Below are 21,531 nucleotides of genomic sequence, written 5' to 3'. Positions count from 1 at the left end.
CTAAAAAGGTTGTAACAATGAACTGGGACTGGATTTTCTTTGACGCTGATGAAACGCTGTTTACCTTCGATTCGTACGGCGGCTTACAGCGGATGTTTCTCGACTACAGCGTGACCTTTACTGCTGAAGATTTCCAGGCTTACCAGATGGTGAATAAACCGTTGTGGGTGGATTACCAGAACGGGGCGATCACCGCGTTACAGCTGCAGCACCAGCGTTTTCAGGGGTGGTCGGAGCGCCTGAACGTTCCGCCAGGCGATCTGAACGACGCCTTCCTTAATGCAATGGCTGAAATCTGCGCCCCGCTGCCGGGCGCCGCGTCGCTGCTCGCCTCCCTGAAAGGCAAGGCGAAGCTCGGGATCATTACCAACGGCTTTACCGCGCTCCAGCAGATCCGCCTTGAGCGGACCGGTTTCCGTGACTACTTTGATTTATTAGTGATTTCAGAACAGGTGGGCGTGGCAAAACCGGCCCCGCAAATCTTTGATTATGCGCTGGCCCAGGCCGGAAACCCTGACCGGGCGAAAGTGCTGATGGTGGGGGACACGGCGGAGTCGGATATCCTTGGTGGGATGAATGCCGGGCTCTCCACATGCTGGCTGAACGCGCACAACCGCACCCTGCCGGAGGGGATCACACCGACCTGGACCGTGACCTCCCTGAGCGAACTGGAGCAACTCCTGTGTAAACATTGATTGCCTGCCCCCCATTGATGGGTAAAATAGCCGCATTTTCGTATTCATGATGCGCGGCCCGCTGCCGCGCTTTTTAAAGAAGATTGAATTATGACGTTGTCTCCTTATCTGCAAGAGGTGGCGAAACGCCGTACTTTTGCCATTATCTCTCACCCGGATGCCGGTAAAACCACCATCACCGAAAAGGTGCTGCTGTTCGGACAGGCGATCCAGACCGCCGGTACGGTAAAAGGCCGTGGCTCCAGCCAGCATGCAAAATCGGACTGGATGGAGATGGAAAAGCAGCGTGGGATCTCGATTACCACCTCCGTAATGCAGTTCCCGTATCACGACTGCCTGGTGAACCTGCTGGACACCCCGGGGCACGAAGACTTCTCCGAAGATACCTACCGTACCCTGACGGCGGTGGACTGCTGTCTGATGGTGATCGATGCCGCAAAAGGCGTTGAGGATCGTACCCGTAAGCTGATGGAAGTTACCCGTCTGCGCGACACGCCGATCCTGACCTTCATGAACAAACTCGACCGTGACATCCGCGATCCAATGGAAGTGATGGACGAAGTGGAGCGCGAGCTGAAGATCGCCTGTGCGCCAATCACCTGGCCAATTGGCTGCGGTAAGCTGTTTAAAGGCGTTTATCATCTCTACAAAGATGAAACCTACCTCTACCAGAGCGGTAAAGGTCACACCATTCAGGAAGTGCGCGTCGTTAAAGGGCTGGATAACCCGGATCTGGACGCGGCTGTTGGCGAAGAGCTGGCAGAACAGCTGCGTGAAGAGCTGGAGCTGGTCAAAGGCGCTTCCCACGAATTTGATAAAGAGCTGTTCCTGAGCGGTGAAATCACGCCGGTCTTCTTTGGTACCGCGCTGGGTAACTTTGGTGTGGACCATATGCTGGACGGTCTGGTGGAGTGGGCGCCGCAGCCAATGCCGCGTAATAGCGACTCCCGTGAAGTGGTTGCCAGCGAAGAGAAGTTCACCGGCTTCGTCTTTAAGATTCAGGCCAACATGGACCCGAAACACCGCGACCGCGTAGCCTTTATGCGTGTGGTATCCGGCAAATATGAAAAAGGCATGAAGCTGCGCCAGGTGCGTACCGGTAAAGATGTGGTGATCTCCGACGCGCTGACCTTTATGGCCGGTGACCGTTCCCACGTGGAAGAGGCGTATCCGGGCGACATCATTGGCCTGCATAACCACGGCACCATCCAGATTGGCGACACCTTTACTCAGGGTGAGATGATGAAGTTCACCGGTATTCCGAACTTCGCACCGGAGCTGTTCCGCCGTATCCGCCTGAAGGATCCGCTGAAGCAGAAACAGCTGCTGAAAGGGCTGGTTCAGCTGTCGGAAGAGGGGGCGGTGCAGGTATTCCGTCCTATCGCCAATAACGATCTGATTGTCGGCGCCGTCGGTGTGCTGCAGTTTGACGTGGTGGTTGCCCGTCTGAAGAGCGAGTACAACGTTGAAGCGATTTACGAATCGGTCAACGTGGCGACGGCGCGCTGGGTAGAGTGTTCTGACGTGAAGAAATTCGAAGAGTTCAAGCGTAAGAACGAAGTTCAGCTGGCGCTCGATGGCGGTGATAACCTCACCTATATCGCCCCAACCATGGTTAACCTGAACCTGGCGCACGAACGTTATCCGGATATTCAGTTCCGCAAAACCCGCGAGCATTAATCCCTTCCCGGAGCACGGCAGCCGCCGTGCTCTGCTTAAATCCCTGCCTTATTAATCCCTTGCGGAATGTTCTTAATTCAACGACTTTTGCTGCTTATTGCTCATTTTTTGCCCAATTCTGAAAGCGGACCTGTGAGAGTGATCTATATTTAACTCAGTGTTTAACACCGGGCGCAGATGAAAGTTTCATTCAATGCGTGTTGATAAGATTCTCATCTCGCCCGAGTGTTGATTGGTAGTACTAAAGACTACTTGCACGTGATGTTTGACGCTCGAATTCGGAGCAAACCACAGGAATACATCGATGAATACTAAAAAACTGAAGATTTCGAAAACTCTGCTGGCGGTAATGATGGGTAGTGCTCTGGTATGCGGTTCTGCAATGGCAGAAACCACCGCAACGGATAAAGCGCAATCCACCGCGAACACCGCAGGGGAAAAAATCGATAACTCTATGAATAAAGTCGGTAACTTCATGGATGACAGCTCTATCACAGCTAAAGTAAAAGCTGCGCTGGTAGACGCTGATGACATTAAAAGCACCGATATCTCTGTAGAAACCGATAAAAACGTCGTCACGCTGAGTGGCTTCGTTGAAAGCCAGGCGCAGGCTGAAAAAGCGGTCTCCGTGGCGAAAGGCATTGAAGGCGTAAAATCTGTCAGCGACAAACTGCATGTTCGTGACGGCAAGGAACAGTCTGCTAAAGGCTATGCCGGTGACGCTGCGACTACCAGCGAAATCAAAGCGAAACTGCTTGCCGACGACATCGTTCCTTCACGTAATGTGAAAGTGGAAACCACCGACGGTGTGGTACAGCTCAGCGGTGAAGTAGAGTCTAAGGCACAGAGCGACCGTGCTGAAAGTATCGCTAAAGCCATTGATGGCGTGAAAAGCGTTAAAAACGATCTGAAAGTGAAATAAAACTCCAAAATTCGTCCTTCTGGCTGAGGCCAGAAGGCGAGATAAGAATTACACATGTAGATATCGCCGTGAGCAACCTGAGCGCTCACCATGCGGTCGACATTAACTATGGTAAAGGAGAGTCATATGTTTCGTTGGGGCATCATTTTTCTGGTTATCGCGTTAATTGCCGCCGCTCTGGGTTTTGGTGGACTGGCGGGTACCGCGGCGGGCGCGGCGAAAATTGTCTTCGTCGTCGGTATTATCCTGTTCCTGGTAAGCCTGTTCACCGGACGTCGTCGTCCATAGCTCAGGTAACCGTATGTTGATGAAAAGGCCCATGTTAAGCATGGGCCTTTTTCTTTGGCTGACCTTTTCGCGTACATCCTGTTTGGGAAACCCGCCGGTGTAGGCTACTGTGTAGTGACATAACAAATAAAAAACAGGAAAGCAGAGGTGGGGCAGCGAATTCCGGTTACGCTCGGCAATATTGCGCTGTTAGCACTGAAACCCTTTCGGCCAGGCCAGATTGCGCTGGTTTGCGAAGGCGGGGGGCAACGAGGGATCTTCACGGCTGGCGTGCTGGATGAGTTTATGCGTGCGCAATTTAACCCGTTCGATCTCTATTTTGGCACCTCCGCCGGGGCGCAGAACCTCTCAGCGTATGTTTGTAACCAGCCGGGCTACGCCCGTAAAGTGATCATGCGTTACACCACCTCCCGCGACTTCTTCGATCCGTTGCGCTTTGTGCGCGGGGGAAATCTTATCGATCTCGACTGGCTGCTGGATGCTACCGCAAGCAAAATGCCGCTGGCGATGGACAACGCTTCGCGCCTGTTCGATACCGGCAAAGCCTTCTGGATGTGCGCCTGCCGCGGAGATGACTACTCGGCGAGCTATTTTTCGCCGCAAAAAGAGAACTGGCTCGATATTCTTCGCGCCACCAGCGCCATCCCCGGTTTCTACCGGACGGGGGCGCTGCTGGATGGGGTCAGCTATCTCGATGGCGGTGTCAGCGATGCGGTTCCGGTGCAGGAAGCGGCCCGGCGCGGGGCAAACACCATTGTGGTGATCCGCACCGTGCCCTCGCAGATGTACTATACGCCGCAGTGGTTTAAGCGAATGGAACGCTGGCTGGGTGAAAGCAGTCTGCAACCGATGCTCAATCTGGTGTCGCACCATGAGGCGAGCTATCACGCCATCCAGCAATTTATTGAAAAGCCACCGGGTAAACTCAGGATCTTTGAAATCTATCCGCCAAAGCCGCTCAACAGCATGGCGCTGGGCAGCCGCGTACCGGCCCTGCGGGACGATTACAAAACCGGGCGTCTGTGCGGACGCTATTTCCTGGCGACGGTGGGCAAAATGCTGGCCGAGCGTCCACCGCTGCGCCGTCATCAGCGGATCATCGCCCCTGCTACGGTGGTGGTTCCCCCGGCAAGCGTGGCCAACGATGTTGTTGCCACACCGCTGATCGATGCCCCGCAGGCGAACGACACCCTGTTTGATAATGAGGATCTGGCGTGACTTATCGTTTTATTGATACCCATTGCCACTTTGATTTTTCACCCTTCACCGGCGATGAGCCCGCCAGCATCCAGCGTGCCGCCGATGCGGGGGTTATGGCGATCGTGGTGCCGGCCATTGATGCGGCGAGTATCGATCGCGTGCTGGCTCTCGGCGCGCGCTACCCGGCGCTCTATATGGCGCTGGGTCTTCATCCGATTGTGATCGAAAACCATCAGGATGCTGATCTGGAAAAGCTGGAGGCGGTGCTCGCGGCGCGCCCGGAAAGGCTGGTGGCGGTGGGGGAGATTGGCCTCGATCTCTATCGCGAGGATCCTCACTTCGAGCGGCAGCAGGCGATCCTCGATGCGCAGCTCAAGCTGGCGAAACGCTACGATCTGCCGGTGATCCTCCACTCCCGACGCACCCATGACAAACTGGCGATGCACCTTAAGCGCCACAATCTGCCGCGTACCGGGGTGGTACACGGCTTTGCCGGCAGCCTGCAGCAGGCGCAGCGCTTTGTGGCGTTGGGCTATAACATTGGCGTCGGCGGCACCATTACCTATCCCCGCGCAAACAAAACCCGTGAGGTGATGGCGCAGCTTCCCCTCTCCGCGCTGGTGCTGGAAACCGATGCCCCGGATATGCCGCTCAACGGTTTTCAGGGGCAGCCGAACCGCCCGGAGCAGGCGGCAAGGGTCTTTACCACCCTGTGTGAACTGCGCCCGGAGCCCGCGGAGGAGATCGCCCAGGCGCTGCTGGACAATACCCGCGCGCTGTTCGGCCTGTCGTTATAGATAAAGCGCCGGGCGGATCACGCTGATCTGCTCGCGCTCCAGCAGCTGCGCCAGGGGCTCAACATCCTCAGCCGTTGCGCTGCGCCAGTGCCGGGCTTCGCCATAGGTGCCATGCGCGTGAAAGGCGTTGATCCTGACAGGAACATCCCCCAACTGGGGGATAAATTTGATCAGTTCGCGACGGTGCGTCAGGTAATCACACCGATCCGGGATCACCAGCAGGCGCAGCTCGCTCAGCCTTTTGTGCGCCGCCAGCCAGCGGATGCTGTGCTTGATGAGAGGGTTTTCGCGTCCGGTCAGATAGCGGTGGTGTTCATTACCCCATGCCTTGAGATCCAGCATCGCGCCATCAAACACCGGGAGCAGTTTTTGCCAGCCGGTTTCGCTTAGCAGGCCGTTGCTGTCTACCAGGCAGGTCAGATGCTGTAGCTGCGGATCGGCTTTTAGCGTCGAAAACAGCGCCACCAGAAACGGCAGCTGAGTAGTGGCCTCCCCGCCGCTGACGGCAATGCCGGAGATAAACGGCGCGACCTTGCGGATCTGCGTCACGATCTCCTCCACACTATAGCGCTGCGCCATAGGCGTCGCCTGCTGCGGGCACATTTGCAGGCAGGTGTCGCACTGCTGGCAATGTACATCATCCCACCAGACGCGCCCGGCCTGAACGTTCAGCGCCTCATGCGGGCAGTGCGGCACACAGGCAGCGCAGTCGTTGCAACGTCCTATTGTCCACGGGTTGTGGCAGGTTTTGCAGCGCAGGTTACACCCTTGCAGAAACAGGGCCAGGCGGCTGCCGGGCCCGTCAACGCAGGAGAACGGGATAACCTTACTGACTAAAGCGCATCTGTTGTTCATGGCTTATCACGCGCGGCTGGCGCTCCAGAATGCGGGTGTTGCGGGCGGCCTCTTCTCCCAGCCAGGTGGTGTTGGTGCGGGAACCTTCGGCGCGATATTTTTCCAGATCGGACAGCCGCACCATATAGCCCGTCACGCGAACCAGATCGTTGCCCGACACGTTGGCGGTGAATTCACGCATTCCGGCGCGGAAGGCACCCAGACAGAGTTCCACCACCGCCTGCGGATTGCGTTTTACGGTTTCATCCAGCGTCAGGATGTCGCTGATCCCGGCGTGATAATGCCGGTGATGCGGGGCCACCGCCAGCAGGTGGCTGATGGGATCGGGCTCGTCCCCATACGGCAGGCGCGCGCCCGGCGTGGTGTCGACGTCAGAGCTGATCCCCGACTGGGCATGCAGCATGGCGCGTTTTTTCCAGCCATGTTTAACCGGGGTCGTTTCCACGAACGCCGCCAGCTGTTCGCTGATGCGATATCCCAGCGCATTGGCCTGGTCATCCTGGCCGTAGCGCCCGTTGATCCCGGCCTTTTCACACAGCACGTTCACCGCCTCAGCGAGGCCATACATACCGAACATCGGCACAAAGTTGTCGGGATCGATCAGCCCTTCTTTAACCAGGAAGCTATTCTCAAAGAAGCCGGAACGTTGGTACAGGAAGTCGCAGCGCGCATTGATAATGGCTATCTGCTGCTGGCAGTAGTGCGGCAGAGTGCGGGTAAAGAACGCCTCCACCGTCTCGCTCTGTTCGGCGATGGCTTTCAGATTGAGGCGCACCAGGGTGCTGCCTCCGCCCGCCAGCGGCAGCGAGTTGTAACAGCTGACCACGCCGTAGCCCTTTTTTGTGAAAATTTTATCATTCACCGGACCGTTGGCAATGTGCGGCTTGCTGCATTCGCAGATGTTCTTCGCCACCTCCAGCAGCAGTGAATCCGGGGTGATGTCAGGATCATAAATAAAGGTGAGGTTGGGTGAAACCTGCTTAAGCTCTGCATCGGCACGTAAGATGGCGCGCGTGATCGGTCCCTCTGCCGGGCCGATATTGGCATGGACGAAGGCATCAGGCAGGGTGCGATCGAGGTAGCGCCAGAAACGTTTTATTCGAATATCGATTTCTTCTTGTGTTAGAATTTTAACATATGGCTGCAACAGCGTATCGAGATGGCCGAGAAAGACCGGCATGCCGGTGACGGAGGGGACATGGTGATAAAGGATGGTCAGCAGCGACAGCGCATCATCCAGATCCTGAGCGCCCTCCAGCTCCAGCCACGCCGAACCCTGTTTCAGGAACAGCGCATAGTCGGGCAACACGTAGCGCGGTTTGTAAGGCGCATGGCCTTCAAACATATCGCAGATAAATCCCCCGGCCAGCGCCAGGCGCGCATCGTTATCCAGCGCGGGATAGGGCAGGTTGTTTTCCGCCTCCAGCGCCAGAAAATGGCGTTTTTGTTCGGGGCTTAACATCGGGCTTGTCACAATTTTCTGGCAACGTTGTTGCAGGGCGGCGGGTGTGGAGAGGGACATTGTCGCTTCCTTATTGTTCGGCATGGACAGAAGGAGAGTGTAAAAAGAGTCCCACCGGCTGCCTTTGATCCTGCGCGGGTGCCTGACGCTTTAATCCGCAGTTGCAGCTTAATTATTTGAAGTTGATCGCATTACGGTAATGCAAATTTGTATGCATTTTTCATTAAGTGTGATGAATGTCGAAGTGAGAATGCGGGTGAATGTTAGAATACTCACAGACCCGCAAGGTGAAATTTACGGCTATACGCCCGGAGAATGTTATGACCGATTTAACCGCCAGCAGCCTGCGCGCACTGAAACTGATGGATCTGACCACCCTGAATGATGACGACACCAACGAAAAAGTGATCGCGCTGTGTCATCAGGCGAAAACCCCGGTGGGCACCACCGCGGCTGTCTGTATCTACCCGCGTTTCATTCCCATCGCGCGTAAAACCCTGAAAGAGCAGGGCACGCCGGAGGTGCGTATCGCCACCGTGACGAACTTCCCGCACGGCAACGACGACATCGAGATCGCGCTGGCAGAAACCCGCGCCGCCATTGCCTACGGTGCTGACGAAGTGGACGTGGTCTTCCCGTACCGCGCGCTGATCGCGGGTAACGAGCAGGTCGGTTTCGATCTGGTAAAAGCCTGTAAAGAGGCCTGCGCCGCGGCAAACGTACTGCTGAAAGTGATCATCGAAACCGGCGAACTGAAAGAAGAGGCGCTAATTCGCAAAGCGTCTGAAATCTCCATCAAAGCCGGGGCAGACTTCATTAAAACCTCCACCGGTAAAGTGCCGGTGAACGCCACTCCGGAAAGCGCACGCATCATGATGGAAGTGATCCGCGACATGGGCGTGGAAAAAACCGTGGGCTTCAAACCGGCGGGCGGCGTGCGTACCGCAGAAGATGCGCAGCAGTTCCTGGCGATCGCCGATGAGCTGTTCGGTGCCGACTGGGCCGATGCTCGTCACTACCGTTTTGGCGCATCCAGCCTGCTGGCGAGCTTGCTGAAAGCGCTGGGTCACGGCGACGGTAAGAGCGCAAGCAGCTACTAATAGCACTACTCGTTGTAAGCCGGATAAGGCGTAGCCGCCCTCCGGCGTTATTCCGCTTCGCCGGGTGGCGCTACGCTTACCCGGCCTACGGTTAGCCTTCGACTCACTTCCTCAGGGGGTTATTTTGTTTCTCGCACAAGAAATTATTCGTAAAAAACGTGATGGTCATGCGTTAAGCGACGAAGAGATCCGCTTTTTTATCAACGGCATTCGCGACAATACCATCTCTGAAGGGCAGATTGCCGCCCTGGCGATGACCATTTTCTTCCACGATATGGCGATGCCGGAGCGCGTGTCGCTGACCATGGCAATGCGGGATTCAGGAACCGTTCTGGACTGGAAAGGCCTTAACCTTAATGGCCCAATCGTGGACAAACACTCCACCGGCGGCGTGGGTGATGTCACCTCGCTGATGCTGGGGCCAATGGTCGCTGCCTGCGGCGGCTACATTCCTATGATTTCCGGGCGCGGCCTCGGTCATACCGGCGGCACGCTCGACAAACTGGAAGCCATTCCGGGCTTCGATATCTTCCCGGATGACAATCGCTTCCGCGACATTATTAAAGATGTGGGTGTGGCGATTATCGGCCAGACCAGCTCCCTTGCCCCGGCGGATAAGCGTTTTTACGCCACGCGTGACATTACCGCGACCGTCGACTCCATCCCGCTGATCACCGCCTCGATCCTCGCCAAGAAGCTGGCCGAAGGGCTGGATGCGCTGGTGATGGACGTTAAAGTGGGCAGCGGCGCCTTTATGCCGACTTATGAACTCTCTGCCCAGCTTGCCGAAGCGATTGTTGGCGTGGCCAACGGCGCAGGCGTGCGCACCACCGCGCTGCTCACCGACATGAACCAGGTGCTGGCCTCCAGCGCCGGTAACGCGGTCGAAGTCCGTGAAGCGGTGCAGTTCCTGACCGGCGAATACCGTAACCCGCGTCTCTTTGACGTCACCATGGCGCTGTGCGTCGAGATGCTGATCTCCGGTAACCTGGCGAAAGATGACGCCGAAGCCCGCGCGAAGTTGCAGGCGGTGCTGGACAACGGCAAAGCGGCGGAGATTTTTGGCCGGATGGTTGCCGCGCAGAAAGGCCCGACCGACTTCGTGGAGAACTACGCCAAATACCTGCCTACTGCGATGCTCAGCAAAGCGGTCTACGCGGATACCGAAGGCTTTGTCTCGGCGATGGATACCCGTGCGCTGGGTATGGCGGTGGTCTCGATGGGCGGCGGTCGTCGTCAGGCCTCGGACAGCATTGATTACAGCGTCGGCTTTACCGATATGGCCCGTCTGGGCGACAGCGTTGACGGTCAACGTCCGCTGGCGGTGATCCACGCGAAAGATGAAAACAGCTGGCAGGAGGCGGCGAAAGCGGTGAAAGCGGCCATTACCCTGGCAGATAATGCCCCAGAAAGCTCGCCTTCGGTCTATCGTCGTATTACCGAATAGCGGTATACTGATCTGATCGCTTTTTTATGAAGCACTGAGTACGGAGAACATATGAAACGTGCATTTATTATGGTGCTGGACTCTTTCGGCATCGGCGCTACAGAAGATGCTGGTCGCTTTGGTGACACAGGTGCAGACACCATGGGTCACATCGCAGAAGCCTGTGCAAAAGGCGAAGCGAACAACGGGCGTCAGGGCCCGCTGAATCTGCCAAACCTGACCCGTCTGGGTCTGGTTAAGGCCCACGAAGGTTCTACCGGCAAAATTGCCGCCGGTATGGACGCTAACGCGGAAGTGGTGGGCGCATACGCCTGGGCGCACGAGCTCTCTTCCGGGAAAGACACCCCGTCAGGTCACTGGGAAATCGCCGGTGTGCCGGTTCTGTTTGACTGGGGCTATTTCTCCGATCACGAAAACAGCTTCCCTCAGGAGCTGCTGGATAAACTGGTTGAGCGTGCGAACCTGCCGGGTTACCTCGGCAACTGCCACTCTTCCGGTACCGTGATTCTGGATCAGCTCGGCGAAGAGCACATGAAAACCGGGAAGCCGATTTTCTACACCTCCGCTGACTCCGTGTTCCAGATTGCCTGCCACGAAGAGACCTTTGGCCTCGATCGCCTGTACGAGCTGTGCGAAATCGCCCGTGAAGAGCTGACCGAAGGCGGCTACAACATTGGCCGCGTGATCGCGCGTCCGTTTGTGGGCGACAAAGCGGGTAACTTCCAGCGTACCGGTAACCGTCACGACCTGGCCGTTGAACCGCCAGCGCCGACAGTGCTGCAGAAACTGGTTGATGAGAAAGGGGGCCAGGTGGTCTCTGTCGGTAAGATCGCCGATATCTACGCTAACTGCGGCATCACCAAAAAAGTGAAAGCCACTGGTCTGGATGCGCTGTTTGACGCTACCGTCAAAGAGATGAAAGAGGCGGGCGACAAGACAATCGTCTTTACCAACTTCGTGGACTTCGACTCCTCCTGGGGTCACCGTCGCGATGTGGCTGGCTATGCTGCCGGTCTGGAGCTGTTCGACCGCCGTCTGCCGGAGCTGATGGAGCTGGTGGGTGAAGATGACATTCTGATCCTGACCGCCGACCACGGCTGCGACCCAACCTGGACCGGTACCGACCACACCCGCGAGCACATTCCTGTGCTGGTGTACGGCCCGAAAGTGAAACCAGGCTCTCTGGGCCATCGCGAAACTTTCGCGGATATCGGCCAGACGATTGCGAAATACTTTGGTACGTCTGACATGGAATATGGCAAAGCCATGTTCTGATGACGTTGCCCGGCGGCGCGTGGCTTGCCGGGCCTACGTTTTTTGTAGGCCGGGTAAGGCGCAGCCGCCGCCCGGCAAAACAACATACTAATAAGGGAACTGAAGATGGCAACTCCTCACATTAATGCAGAGATGGGTGATTTCGCTGACGTCGTATTGATGCCGGGCGACCCGCTGCGCGCGAAGCACATCGCCGAAACCTTCCTCGAAGAGGTGCGTGAAGTGAACAACGTTCGCGGCATGCTGGGCTTCACCGGTACCTACAAAGGTCGCAAAATTTCCGTCATGGGTCACGGCATGGGTATCCCATCCTGCTCCATCTACACCAAAGAACTGATCACCGATTTTGGCGTGAAGAAAATCATCCGCGTCGGCTCCTGCGGTGCCGTGCGTATGGACGTTAAGCTGCGTGACATCGTGATCGGCATGGGCGCCTGCACCGACTCCAAAGTTAACCGCATGCGTTTCAAAGATCATGACTTCGCGGCCATCGCCGACTTTGACATGGTGCGCAACGCCGTTGACGCCGCCAAAGCGCTGGGCGTGGACGCGCGCGTGGGTAACATCTTCTCTGCGGACCTCTTCTACGCGCCAGACGGCGGCGAGATGTTCGACGTGATGGAGAAATATGGCATCCTGGGCGTGGAGATGGAAGCGGCGGGTATCTACGGTGTGGCGGCTGAGTTCGGTGCGAAAGCCCTGACCATCTGCACCGTGTCTGACCACATCCGTACTCACGAGCAGACCACTGCCGCTGAGCGTCAGACCACCTTCAACGACATGATCAAGATCGCGCTGGAATCCGTTCTGCTGGGCGATAAAGAGTAAGATTTCCTGCGGGGGCGTTCTGCCCCCTTTTTTTATCTATTCACCTTTCACATCCTGCTTCCCCATTTTTCTTTACATTTCATCTGAATATGCTATGAAATTCATTCAAGTATCTATTCATAAAACCATTCACTGATGACAACGATAAGTGATTTGCTGCTACAGGGCCCACGTGGGGCGACTGAGCTTCGCCAGCATCTGGGCATCAGCCAGGCGACATTTTCACGTCTGGTGGCTACCCAGCAACAGGTGATCCAGTTTGGAAAAGCGCGCGCCACGCGCTACGCTCTGTTGCGCCCTGTGCGGGGCATCAGCGTATTTCCTTTCTGGCAAGTGGATGCTGAGGGTCGGGCCATTAAAGGCGGGGAGATTTACCCCACCTGGCCGCAGGGAAGCTGCCTTGTGCTTCAGGCTGATGGGCAATGGCAATGGTTTGATAGTCTTCCCAGGTATCTGACCGACCTTCGCCCGCAAGGTTTTTTAGGACGGGCGTGGGGTCGCCGCCTGGCACAGCAATTCTCGCTGCCGGAAGATATTCGTCTCTGGCAGGAAAGCGATGTGCTTTATGCCCTTAGCCAGTTTTCTGGTGAGCATTCCGGCGGTTGGCTGGTGGGTGAGGAGAACTACCAACGTTGGCTCTGTGCAACCCCTCCGCAGCCCATTACCGACGTTCAAAAAAACCGGGTCTATGCGCAGCTATCTCAGGAGGCGTTGGCAGGGGAGATCGTAGGTTCTTCTGCGGGTGGGGAACAACCCAAGTTCTCCTGCTTTGCCCAAACGGCAACAGGTGACGCGCATGTGCTGGTCAAGTTTACTGCGTCACAAAGTAGCGCAGTCTCTGTACGATGGGGCGATCTGCTGTTTGCCGAGGCTATCGCGCACAGCACACTTACCCGGGCAGGGCTCGCGGCAAGCGATGCCATCGCGCTACAAGGGGAAAGCGGCCAGGTTTTTCTTGAGGCTAAACGCTTTGACTGCGAAGGCGTAACGGGCAGACGCGCCATCGTCTCCCTTGAGGCGGTACAAAGTGAATTTGTCACCGCGAGCGGAGCATGGCCGCACACGGTTGAGAAGCTCGTGCAGGCTGGCATCGTAGAGGCAACCGCTGCGGGACAGGTCGAAAAGATATGGGCGTTTGGGCGCCTTATCGCTAACAGCGATATGCACGCGGGGAACCTCTCATTTTACTATTCCGCGTTCCCGTTATCCCTTGCCCCGGTTTATGACATGTTGCCCATGGCGTTTGCGCCTTCCAGCGCGGGTATGATGCGGGAAGAAGCGTGCGAGTTGCGTTTCGATAGCACAATATCGCGTCAGGCATGGGAATTTGCCCTGCCACTGGCGGCACAATTCTGGCAGCAGGTGATGGATGAAAAGCGGATAAGTGAAAATTTCCGCACAATCGCCGCGGGAATGAAAACGCGGTTAAGCGATATTGCGGTAATGGTCCAGAGAATGGCGTGAATGTTCTGCCGGGTGGCGGCTTTGCCTTACCCGGCCTACGGTTACAGGCCCGCGCAAGCGGGCTTTTTTATTAGCGTACCGCCCGCGCAATCCAGGCTGACAGCTCCCGCAGCTCTTTTTCCTGTTCCGGGAAATCACCGATCAGGGCATCGCACTCTTGTTGCAGCCTATCCGCACGGTACAAACAGCCCTGCAGACGCGCCGCCAGCGCCTCTAGCGGCGCCGGGTTCAGGCTGTCGGTAAAGACCTGGGTACGCGAGATATGGCCCTTCTCGACGTCGAAGTGCAGCTCCACGCCGCCCCACGTAAAGCGCTCATCCAGCAGGTGCGAGAAGGCAGGCGCCTGACCGAAGTTCCACTCCCAGCTGCTCTGGCGGGCAAAGGTTTCGGCAAAGTTCGGCAGATCCGGCGTCTTGTCAGGTGAAATGAGTTCGGCTTCAACCCGCTCGCCGTAATGGGCAAAAAACGCCTCGCGGATAGCCTCGCAGATCCGCTCATGGGTGATGCCCGGCAGCAGATCCACCAGATTGGCAACCCGCCCGCGTATGGAGGTGATGCCCTTGGCCTGCAACTTTTTCTGGTCGGGATTGAGATAGTTCGCCAGGCGGCTGAGATCGGCATTTAATAGCAGGGTGCCGTGATGGAAACCCCGGTCCATCGTTTCGCGATAGGCCGAGCCGGAGACCTTCCGGTCACCTTCATCTGTTTTTACCACCAGGTCGTTGCGCCCGGAGGCTTCCGCCGTGGCCCCCAGCGCCTGCAATGCGTTGAGCACAATGTTGGTGGAGATGGTTTTGTCGTACTCCGGCTTTCCGGCCATAAAGGTAAAGCAGGTGTTGCCGAGGTCGTGAAATACCGCGCCGCCGCCGCTGCTGCGACGGGCCAGGCGCACGTTGTCCTCTTCCATGCGTCGTGTGTTGCACTCTTTCCACGGGTTTTGCGCCCGGCCAATGACCACCGTGTCGGCGTTGCGCCACAGGAACAACACCCGCTGCGTGGCGGGCATCTGGCGGAAGATACACTCTTCTACCGCAAGGTTAAACCAGGGATCGTATGAATCTGAGATAAGCAGACGCAATGTAGACATGCAGATTTCCTTTCCTGAAACGGTTATCGACTCAATCACTCGGTTTTCTTTTCGCTCTCTTCCTCTTCAGGCACCGACTTGCTGGCGGTGAGCAGGAACGGCGACTGCTGCCAGCGGGTGCGTTTGCCCTGCAGCAGCGTGCGGGTCAGCACCACGCCGATCGCCAGCGACAAAAGCAGCATCAGGCGCAGAATATTGGTGGTGTTATCCACCTGCTTGGCCTCGGTGGCCAAAGTATGGGTGTCGAGCGTCAGACGCAGATAGCCGAGCGGGCCGTTTTTACCCTGAATCGGCTCCACAAGCTGCTGGTTAAAGTAGCCGCCCGCTTTTTTACCATCCAGCGCCAGCCTGTCGCGCACGTCAACATGCTCGCCGGAGCGGGCAATGAGGGCTCCTTCTTCATCGTAAACGCTGGCATCCAGGATGCGGCTTTCTTCCGTCAGAAGATGCAGCACCTGGGTGATGCGCTTTTCATCCGGCGTTTCGGTGCGCATCAGCGGGGCGATGTTGAGCGACACCTGACGCGCCAGGGTGTGCGCCAGCTCTTCAAGCTGCGGATTACGCTGCCGTTGATGATTCTGGCTGAACCACGATGCGCCCTGCATCAGCGCCACTAACAGGGCGAGACAGGAGAGGACAATCACGGCACGATGAAGCCGGAATTTCAGTTTTGCACGAGCCATATTCCACCTGCTGAAAATTTTCGGGGTTAATGTTGCCAGAAGTGATGGTTACAAGGTAGCCTCATGCGTTATTTTCCCTCCCCTGGATGATTCCCGGCGCGAACGATTTTACAGGAGCTTTAATGCCAAACATTACCTGGTGCGACCTGCCCAATGATCTCTCTCTCTGGCCAGGATTGCCGCTCTCATTAAGTGGTGATGAGGTAATGCCACTGGATTACCATGCTGGTCGTAGCGGCTGGCTGCTGTATGGACGCGGCCTGGATAAACAGCAGTTAACGACGTATCAGCGCAAGCTGGGCGCGGCAATGGTGATCGTGGCGGCCTGGTGTGTGGAAGATTATCAGGTGATTCGTCTGGCCGGTTCCCTGACCCAGCGTGCCACCCGTCTGGCGCATGATGCGGGTCTCGATGTCGCGCCATTGGGTAAAATCCCGCACCTGAAAACGCCGGGCTTGCTGGTTATGGACATGGATTCAACCGCCATCCAGATCGAGTGCATCGACGAAATTGCTAAACTGGCGGGTACCGGCGAGATGGTGGCCGAAGTGACCGAACGCGCCATGCGTGGCGAACTGGACTTCACCGCCAGCCTGAAACAGCGCGTGGCGACCCTGAAAGATGCCGACGCAAATATCCTGATGCAGGTCAGGGAAAAGCTCCCCCTGATGCCGGGGCTGGTGCAGTTGGTGCTGAAGCTGGAAACCCTGGGCTGGAAAGTGGCCATCGCCTCCGGCGGGTTCACCTTCTTTGCCGAGTATCTGCGTGACAAGCTGCGCCTGGACGCGGTGGTCGCCAACGAGCTGGAGATCCGCGACGGCAAACTGACCGGAAACGTGGTTGGCGATATCGTTGATGCCCAGTTCAAGGCCAACACCCTGACGCGTCTGGCGGAAAAATATGAGATCCCGGTTGCCCAGACGGTGGCCATTGGCGACGGGGCGAACGATCTGCCGATGATTAAAGTTGCCGGGCTTGGCATCGCCTACCATGCCAAACCGACAGTGAATGAAAAGACGGAAGTCACTATCCGTCATGCTGACCTGATGGGGGTGTTCTGCATTCTCTCTGGCAGCGTAAACCAGAAATAAAGAGGTAAAACGTGGCGAAAGCTCCAAAACGCGCATTTGTCTGTAATGAATGTGGTGCGGATTATCCGCGCTGGCAGGGGCAGTGCAGCGCCTGTCATGCCTGGAACACCATCACCGAAGTGCGCGGAGTTGCCGCTTCACCCACCGTTGCCCGTAACGAGCGTCTGAGCGGCTATGCGGGCAACGCAGGCGTATCGAAAGTCCAGAAGCTCTCCGACATCAGCCTTGAAGCTCTGCCGCGCTTCTCAACCGGTTTTAAAGAGTTTGACCGGGTGCTGGGCGGCGGCGTGGTGCCGGGCAGCGCCATTCTGATTGGCGGAAACCCAGGTGCCGGGAAATCGACCCTGCTGCTGCAAACCCTCTGCAAGCTGGCGGCGCAGATGAAAACACTCTACGTCACCGGGGAAGAGTCGCTGCAGCAGGTGGCGATGCGTGCCCACCGGCTGGGGCTGCCCACCAGCGAGCTGAATATGCTCTCCGAAACCAGCATCGAGCAGATCTGCATGATTGCTGAAGAAGAGCAGCCGAAGCTGATGGTGATCGACTCCATTCAGGTAATGCACATGGCAGACATCCAGTCCTCGCCGGGGAGCGTCGCCCAGGTGCGCGAAACCGCCGCCTATCTGACGCGCTTTGCCAAAACCCGCGGCGTGGCGATCATCATGGTCGGCCACGTCACCAAAGATGGCGCGCTGGCCGGTCCGAAAGTGCTGGAGCACTGTATCGACTGCTCCGTGATGCTGGATGGTGATGCCGATACCCGTTTCCGTACCCTACGCAGCCATAAGAACCGCTTTGGCGCGGTGAATGAGCTGGGCGTCTTTGCCATGACCGAGCAGGGGCTGCGTGAAGTGAGCAACCCGTCCGCCATCTTCCTGAGCCGCGGCGACGAAGTGACCTCCGGCAGTTCGGTGATGGTGGTCTGGGAAGGGACGCGCCCGCTGCTGGTGGAGATCCAGGCTCTGGTCGATCACTCGATGATGGGCAATCCCCGTCGCGTGGCGGTGGGGCTGGAGCAAAACCGTCTGGCGATTTTGCTGGCGGTGCTGCACCGTCACGGCGGCCTGCAGATGGCAGATCAGGATGTGTTTGTGAACGTGGTCGGCGGCGTGAAGGTCACCGAAACCAGCGCCGATCTGGCACTGCTGCTGGCGATGGTCTCCAGCCTGCGTGACCGCCCGTTGCCGCAGGATCTGGTGGTCTTTGGCGAGGTCGGGCTGGCCGGCGAAATCCGCCCGGTACCGAGTGGTCAGGAGCGCATTTCCGAGGCGGCAAAACATGGCTTCCGCCGGGCGATTGTGCCCGCCGCCAACGTGCCGAAAAAAGTGCCGGAAGGGATGAAGGTCTTTGGGGTTAAAAAACTTGCTGATGCGTTAAATGTCTTTGACGACATATAATTATCTATTCGATGTTGCAGGAGGCACCGTAATTTATGTCGTCATTTGACTATATCAAGACCGCGATCCGCCAGAAAGGCTGTACCTTGCAGCAGGTGGCGGAAGCCAGCGGTATGACCAAGGGCTATTTAAGCCAGCTGCTGAATGCCAAAATCAAAAGCCCCAGCGCGCAGAAGCTGGAAGCGCTGCACCGCTTTCTGGGGCTTGAGTTTCCACGTATGCAGAAGAACATCGGCGTGGTGTTCGGCAAGTTTTATCCGCTGCATACCGGGCATATCTACCTCATCCAGCGCGCCTGTAGCCAGGTGGACGAACTGCACATCATCATGGGCTACGACGACAAGCGCGACCGCGAGCTGTTCGAAGCGAGCGCCATGTCCCAGCAGCCCACCGTCCCGGACCGCCTGCGCTGGCTGTTACAGACCTTCAAGTACCAGAAAAATATCCGCATTCATGCCTTTAACGAAGAGGGGATGGAGCCCTATCCCCACGGCTGGGATGTCTGGAGCAACGGCATAAAAGCCTTTATGGAAGAGAAAGGGATCCAGCCGAACTGGATCTACACCTCTGAAGAGTCTGACGCTTCGCAATATCCCGAACATCTGGGCACCGAAACGGTGCTGATCGACCCTAAACGCACCTTTATGAATATCAGTGGCGCCCAGATCCGCGAAAACCCGTTCCGCTACTGGGAGTACATCCCGACGGAAGTGAAGCCGTTCTTCGTGCGTACGGTGGCGATTCTCGGCGGTGAGTCCAGCGGTAAGTCCACGCTGGTCAACAAGCTGGCGAACATCTTCAACACCACCAGCGCCTGGGAGTATGGCCGGGATTACGTCTTCTCGCACCTCGGCGGCGACGAGATGGCGCTGCAATATTCCGACTACGACAAGATTGCGCTGGGACACGCCCAGTACATTGATTTTGCGGTGAAATATGCCAATAAAGTGGCGTTTGTCGATACCGATTTCGTCACTACCCAGGCGTTCTGTAAAAAATATGAAGGGCGCGAGCACCCGTTTGTGCAGGCGCTGATCGACGAGTACCGCTTCGACTTAGTGATCCTGCTGGAAAACAACACCCCTTGGGTGGCGGACGGGATGCGCAGCCTGGGCAGTTCGGTGGACAGGAGAGAGTTCCAGACCATGCTGGTGGAGATGCTTGAAGCGAACAATATCGACTTTGTGCATGTGGAAGAGGCGGACTATGACAACCGATTCCTGCGCTGCGTGGAGCTGGTGAAAGAGATGATGGGGGAGAAGGGGTAGACCCTCTGCCGCGAATTGCCCGGCGGCGCTATGCTTGCCGGGCCTACAAAACCGTAGGCCGGGTAAGGCGAAGCCGCCACCCGGCACACATAAAAACGGCAACCAGTGGGTTGCCGTTTTGCCTTTACTTGGCGATACGCTTGTACTTGATACGCTTCGGCTCCAGCGCGTCGGCGCCCAGCGTGCGTTTCTTGTACTCTTCGTATTCGGTGAAGTTACCTTCGAAGAACTCCACTTTACCCTCATCCTGGTAATCCAGAATGTGGGTCGCGATACGGTCGAGGAACCAACGGTCGTGGGAGATCACCATGGCGCAGCCCGGGAACTCCAGCAGGGCGTTTTCCAGCGCGCGCAGGGTTTCGATATCCAGGTCGTTGGTCGGTTCATCGAGCAGCAGCATGTTACCGCCAACCTGCAGCAGTTTGGCCAGATGCAGACGACCACGCTCACCGCCGGACAGCTCGCCCACGCGTTTACCCTGATCAACCCCTTTAAAGTTAAAGCGGCCTACATAGGCACGGCTTGGCATTTCGGTGTTGCCGATACGCATGATATCCAGGCCGCCGGAAACTTCTTCCCAGACGGTTTTGCTGTTATCCATTGCGTCGCGGAACTGATCCACGGAGGCCAGCTTCACGGTTTCGCCGAGGGTGATGGTGCCGCTGTCAGGCTGTTCCTGACCGGACATCATGCGGAACAGGGTCGATTTACCCGCGCCGTTCGGGCCGATGATGCCCACGATCGCGCCTTTCGGTACCGAGAAGCTCAGATCGTCGATCAGCACGCGGTCGCCGTAGGATTTACGCAGGTTGCTGACTTCAACCACTTTGTCACCCAGACGGGCTCCAGGTGGAATAAACAGTTCGTTGGTTTCGTTACGTTTCTGGTATTCGGTGTTGTTCAGCTCTTCGAAGCGCGCCAGACGGGCTTTTCCCTTAGACTGACGGCCTTTAGTGCCCTGACGAACCCACTCCAGCTCTTTCTCAATGGATTTGCGACGGGCCGCTTCCTGAGAGGCTTCCTGCGCCAGACGCTGATCTTTCTGCTCCAGCCAGGAGGAGTAGTTACCTTCCCAAGGAATACCTTCCCCGCGGTCCAGCTCCAGGATCCAGCCGGCAACGTTATCGAGGAAGTAACGGTCGTGGGTGATCGCCACAACGGTCCCTTCGAAGTCGTGCAGGAAGCGTTCCAGCCAGGCGACAGATTCCGCATCCAGGTGGTTGGTTGGTTCGTCGAGCAGCAGCATGTCTGGCTTTTCCAGCAGCAGACGGCACAGCGCGACGCGGCGGCGCTCACCACCGGAGAGGTTGGCAATTTTTGCATCCCAGTCTGGCAGGCGCAGGGCATCGGCTGCACGCTCCAGCTGCACGTTCAGGTTATGACCGTCGTGTGCCTGGATGATCTCTTCATATTTACCCTGCTGGGCCGCGAGCTTATCGAAGTCTGCATCCGGCTCTGCGTACTTCGCATACACCTCGTCCAGACCTTTCAGCGCGTTAACCACTTCGGAAACGGCTTCTTCAACAGATTCGCGAACGGTGTGCTCCGGGTTCAGCTGCGGTTCCTGCGGCAGGTAACCGATTTTGAGGCCAGGCTGCGGACGGGCTTCACCTTCGATCTCTGTATCGATGCCCGCCATGATGCGCAGCAAGGTGGACTTACCGGCACCGTTGAGACCCAGCACACCAATTTTTGCGCCCGGGAAGAAGCTCAGCGAGATATTTTTAAGAATATGACGTTTCGGCGGTACCACTTTGCCGACACGATGCATGGTATAAACGAATTGAGCCACGTTGGACTTCGCCTCTTTTATCGTGATGAGAATAGTGGCGAAGTGTAGCCTTTTTCCCCGCCTAATCCCAGCCATCGACGGCAGGAGTGTTAAAACGCGCAAGAAAGGTAAAAATGTGTCGGTAACGTGGCGCGTTGCGGGATGCCTGGTTAGCATAAGTTAATTACGTTTTTGCGCGGCACGATGCTGCATTTTATGAC

At 57.1% G+C, this 21,531-nt stretch carries 19 protein-coding genes; 14 read left to right on the top strand and 5 right to left on the bottom strand.

All coding sequences use genetic code 11. From position 1 onward, the window contains the following. The first annotated feature begins 17 nt into the window (after window positions 1-17). From yjjG to DVA44_RS20670, 6 genes are all read left to right on the top strand, one after another. On the top strand, window positions 18-695 hold the full coding sequence (gene yjjG, locus DVA44_RS20695; protein WP_114315946.1) for a pyrimidine 5'-nucleotidase: 678 nt from the start codon (window positions 18-20) through the stop codon (window positions 693-695). A gap of 90 nt (window positions 696-785) precedes the next feature. After that, window positions 786-2,375 carry a peptide chain release factor 3 gene (prfC, locus tag DVA44_RS20690; protein WP_114387997.1) on the top strand — a complete coding sequence of 530 codons (1,590 nt, stop codon included), beginning with the start codon at window positions 786-788 and terminating at the stop codon, window positions 2,373-2,375. Between the two features lie 304 nt (window positions 2,376-2,679). After that, window positions 2,680-3,297, top strand: coding sequence for a molecular chaperone OsmY (gene osmY / locus DVA44_RS20685; RefSeq protein ID WP_103178169.1), 618 nt, complete (start codon window positions 2,680-2,682; stop codon window positions 3,295-3,297). A 126-nt stretch (window positions 3,298-3,423) separates the two neighbouring features. Beyond that, window positions 3,424-3,585: a DUF1328 domain-containing protein gene (locus DVA44_RS20680; RefSeq protein ID WP_002887716.1), complete on the top strand. Its 162-nt coding sequence runs from the start codon at window positions 3,424-3,426 to the stop codon at window positions 3,583-3,585. A 147-nt stretch (window positions 3,586-3,732) separates the two neighbouring features. Continuing rightward, the gene (locus tag DVA44_RS20675) at window positions 3,733-4,803 is read left to right on the top strand and encodes a patatin family protein (RefSeq protein WP_114387996.1); all 1,071 of its coding nucleotides are present in this window, start codon (window positions 3,733-3,735) and stop codon (window positions 4,801-4,803) included. Next, window positions 4,800-5,582 (top strand): TatD family hydrolase, encoded by a 783-nt coding sequence (locus DVA44_RS20670; protein WP_114387995.1) that lies wholly within the window; start codon window positions 4,800-4,802, stop codon window positions 5,580-5,582. The genes DVA44_RS20675 and DVA44_RS20670 overlap by 4 nt, the downstream gene beginning before the upstream one ends. Here the strand turns inward: DVA44_RS20670 and DVA44_RS20665 are convergent. Both DVA44_RS20665 and DVA44_RS20660 read right to left on the bottom strand, forming a co-directional pair. Beyond that, a complete protein-coding gene (locus DVA44_RS20665; RefSeq protein ID WP_114387994.1) occupies window positions 5,577-6,437 on the bottom strand; it encodes a YjjW family glycine radical enzyme activase in 861 nt (286 codons plus the stop codon). The two genes, DVA44_RS20670 and DVA44_RS20665, sit on opposite strands and share 6 nt — an antisense overlap. Beyond that, window positions 6,409-7,959: a YjjI family glycine radical enzyme gene (locus DVA44_RS20660; protein ID WP_114387993.1), complete on the bottom strand. Its 1,551-nt coding sequence runs from the start codon at window positions 7,957-7,959 to the stop codon at window positions 6,409-6,411. Before DVA44_RS20660 ends, DVA44_RS20665 begins: the two co-directional genes overlap by 29 nt. A gap of 260 nt (window positions 7,960-8,219) precedes the next feature. Between DVA44_RS20660 and deoC the strand changes: the two genes are divergently transcribed. The 5 genes from deoC to yjjJ all read left to right on the top strand — a co-directional run bounded on the left by deoC (window position 8,220) and on the right by yjjJ (window position 14,013). Beyond that, entirely contained in the window at window positions 8,220-8,999 is a 780-nt protein-coding gene (gene deoC, locus DVA44_RS20650) for a deoxyribose-phosphate aldolase (protein WP_168192000.1), read from the top strand. Window positions 9,000-9,123: 124 nt separating this feature from the next. Beyond that, complete coding sequence (deoA, locus tag DVA44_RS20645) at window positions 9,124-10,446, top strand: thymidine phosphorylase (RefSeq protein ID WP_114387991.1); 1,323 nt, start codon at window positions 9,124-9,126, stop codon at window positions 10,444-10,446. 51 nt (window positions 10,447-10,497) lie between these two features. Then, on the top strand, window positions 10,498-11,721 hold the full coding sequence (deoB, locus tag DVA44_RS20640; RefSeq protein ID WP_114315939.1) for a phosphopentomutase: 1,224 nt from the start codon (window positions 10,498-10,500) through the stop codon (window positions 11,719-11,721). 105 nt (window positions 11,722-11,826) lie between these two features. Then, a complete protein-coding gene (gene deoD / locus DVA44_RS20630; protein ID WP_103823179.1) occupies window positions 11,827-12,549 on the top strand; it encodes a purine-nucleoside phosphorylase in 723 nt (240 codons plus the stop codon). 135 nt (window positions 12,550-12,684) lie between these two features. Beyond that, window positions 12,685-14,013, top strand: coding sequence for a type II toxin-antitoxin system HipA family toxin YjjJ (yjjJ, locus tag DVA44_RS20625; RefSeq protein WP_114387990.1), 1,329 nt, complete (start codon window positions 12,685-12,687; stop codon window positions 14,011-14,013). A gap of 70 nt (window positions 14,014-14,083) precedes the next feature. On the opposite strand, the gene lplA is transcribed toward yjjJ, so the two are convergent. After that, window positions 14,084-15,100 carry a lipoate--protein ligase LplA gene (lplA, locus tag DVA44_RS20620; protein WP_114387989.1) on the bottom strand — a complete coding sequence of 339 codons (1,017 nt, stop codon included), beginning with the start codon at window positions 15,098-15,100 and terminating at the stop codon, window positions 14,084-14,086. A gap of 35 nt (window positions 15,101-15,135) precedes the next feature. Then, window positions 15,136-15,783 carry a YtjB family periplasmic protein gene (locus DVA44_RS20615; protein WP_114387988.1) on the bottom strand — a complete coding sequence of 216 codons (648 nt, stop codon included), beginning with the start codon at window positions 15,781-15,783 and terminating at the stop codon, window positions 15,136-15,138. 122 nt (window positions 15,784-15,905) lie between these two features. Here DVA44_RS20615 and serB point away from each other — a divergent pair, with 122 nt between their 5' ends. The 3 genes from serB to nadR are packed head-to-tail and all read left to right on the top strand — an operon-like array spanning window position 15,906 to window position 19,539. Then, window positions 15,906-16,874 (top strand): phosphoserine phosphatase, encoded by a 969-nt coding sequence (gene serB / locus DVA44_RS20605; protein WP_103178182.1) that lies wholly within the window; start codon window positions 15,906-15,908, stop codon window positions 16,872-16,874. A gap of 11 nt (window positions 16,875-16,885) precedes the next feature. Next, a complete protein-coding gene (radA, locus tag DVA44_RS20600) occupies window positions 16,886-18,271 on the top strand; it encodes a DNA repair protein RadA (protein WP_114387987.1) in 1,386 nt (461 codons plus the stop codon). Window positions 18,272-18,306: 35 nt separating this feature from the next. Further along, window positions 18,307-19,539, top strand: a complete 1,233-nt coding sequence (gene nadR / locus DVA44_RS20595; RefSeq protein WP_103178184.1) for a multifunctional transcriptional regulator/nicotinamide-nucleotide adenylyltransferase/ribosylnicotinamide kinase NadR — start codon at window positions 18,307-18,309, stop codon at window positions 19,537-19,539. 124 nt (window positions 19,540-19,663) lie between these two features. Here nadR and ettA read toward each other — a convergent pair whose 3' ends face one another. Next, window positions 19,664-21,331, bottom strand: a complete 1,668-nt coding sequence (ettA, locus tag DVA44_RS20590; RefSeq protein ID WP_103178185.1) for an energy-dependent translational throttle protein EttA — start codon at window positions 21,329-21,331, stop codon at window positions 19,664-19,666. Window positions 21,332-21,531: the final 200 nt, after the last annotated feature.

Origin of the sequence: Leclercia sp. W17 (genome assembly GCF_003336325.1) — a bacterium.
Taxonomy (GTDB): Bacteria; Pseudomonadota; Gammaproteobacteria; order Enterobacterales; family Enterobacteriaceae; genus Enterobacter.
The sequence above is the reverse complement of the archived record's forward strand: the minus strand, read 5'-3'. Positions and strand labels throughout refer to the sequence as shown.

What these genes read in the sequence shown, in the direction of transcription:
- yjjG (WP_114315946.1), top strand. Translation starts at nt 18, where the DNA reads ATGAACTGGGACTGGATTTTCTTTGACGCTGATGAAACGCTGTTTACC.
- lplA (WP_114387989.1), bottom strand. Translation starts at nt 15,100, where the DNA reads ATGTCTACATTGCGTCTGCTTATCTCAGATTCATACGATCCCTGGTTT.
- nadR (WP_103178184.1), top strand. Translation starts at nt 18,307, where the DNA reads ATGTCGTCATTTGACTATATCAAGACCGCGATCCGCCAGAAAGGCTGT.
- osmY (WP_103178169.1), top strand. Translation starts at nt 2,680, where the DNA reads ATGAATACTAAAAAACTGAAGATTTCGAAAACTCTGCTGGCGGTAATG.
- yjjJ (WP_114387990.1), top strand. Translation starts at nt 12,685, where the DNA reads ATGACAACGATAAGTGATTTGCTGCTACAGGGCCCACGTGGGGCGACT.
- DVA44_RS20615 (WP_114387988.1), bottom strand. Translation starts at nt 15,783, where the DNA reads ATGGCTCGTGCAAAACTGAAATTCCGGCTTCATCGTGCCGTGATTGTC.
- prfC (WP_114387997.1), top strand. Translation starts at nt 786, where the DNA reads ATGACGTTGTCTCCTTATCTGCAAGAGGTGGCGAAACGCCGTACTTTT.
- DVA44_RS20665 (WP_114387994.1), bottom strand. Translation starts at nt 6,437, where the DNA reads ATGAACAACAGATGCGCTTTAGTCAGTAAGGTTATCCCGTTCTCCTGC.
- DVA44_RS20680 (WP_002887716.1), top strand. Translation starts at nt 3,424, where the DNA reads ATGTTTCGTTGGGGCATCATTTTTCTGGTTATCGCGTTAATTGCCGCC.
- serB (WP_103178182.1), top strand. Translation starts at nt 15,906, where the DNA reads ATGCCAAACATTACCTGGTGCGACCTGCCCAATGATCTCTCTCTCTGG.
- DVA44_RS20660 (WP_114387993.1), bottom strand. Translation starts at nt 7,959, where the DNA reads ATGTCCCTCTCCACACCCGCCGCCCTGCAACAACGTTGCCAGAAAATT.
- deoC (WP_168192000.1), top strand. Translation starts at nt 8,220, where the DNA reads ATGACCGATTTAACCGCCAGCAGCCTGCGCGCACTGAAACTGATGGAT.
- deoB (WP_114315939.1), top strand. Translation starts at nt 10,498, where the DNA reads ATGAAACGTGCATTTATTATGGTGCTGGACTCTTTCGGCATCGGCGCT.
- deoD (WP_103823179.1), top strand. Translation starts at nt 11,827, where the DNA reads ATGGCAACTCCTCACATTAATGCAGAGATGGGTGATTTCGCTGACGTC.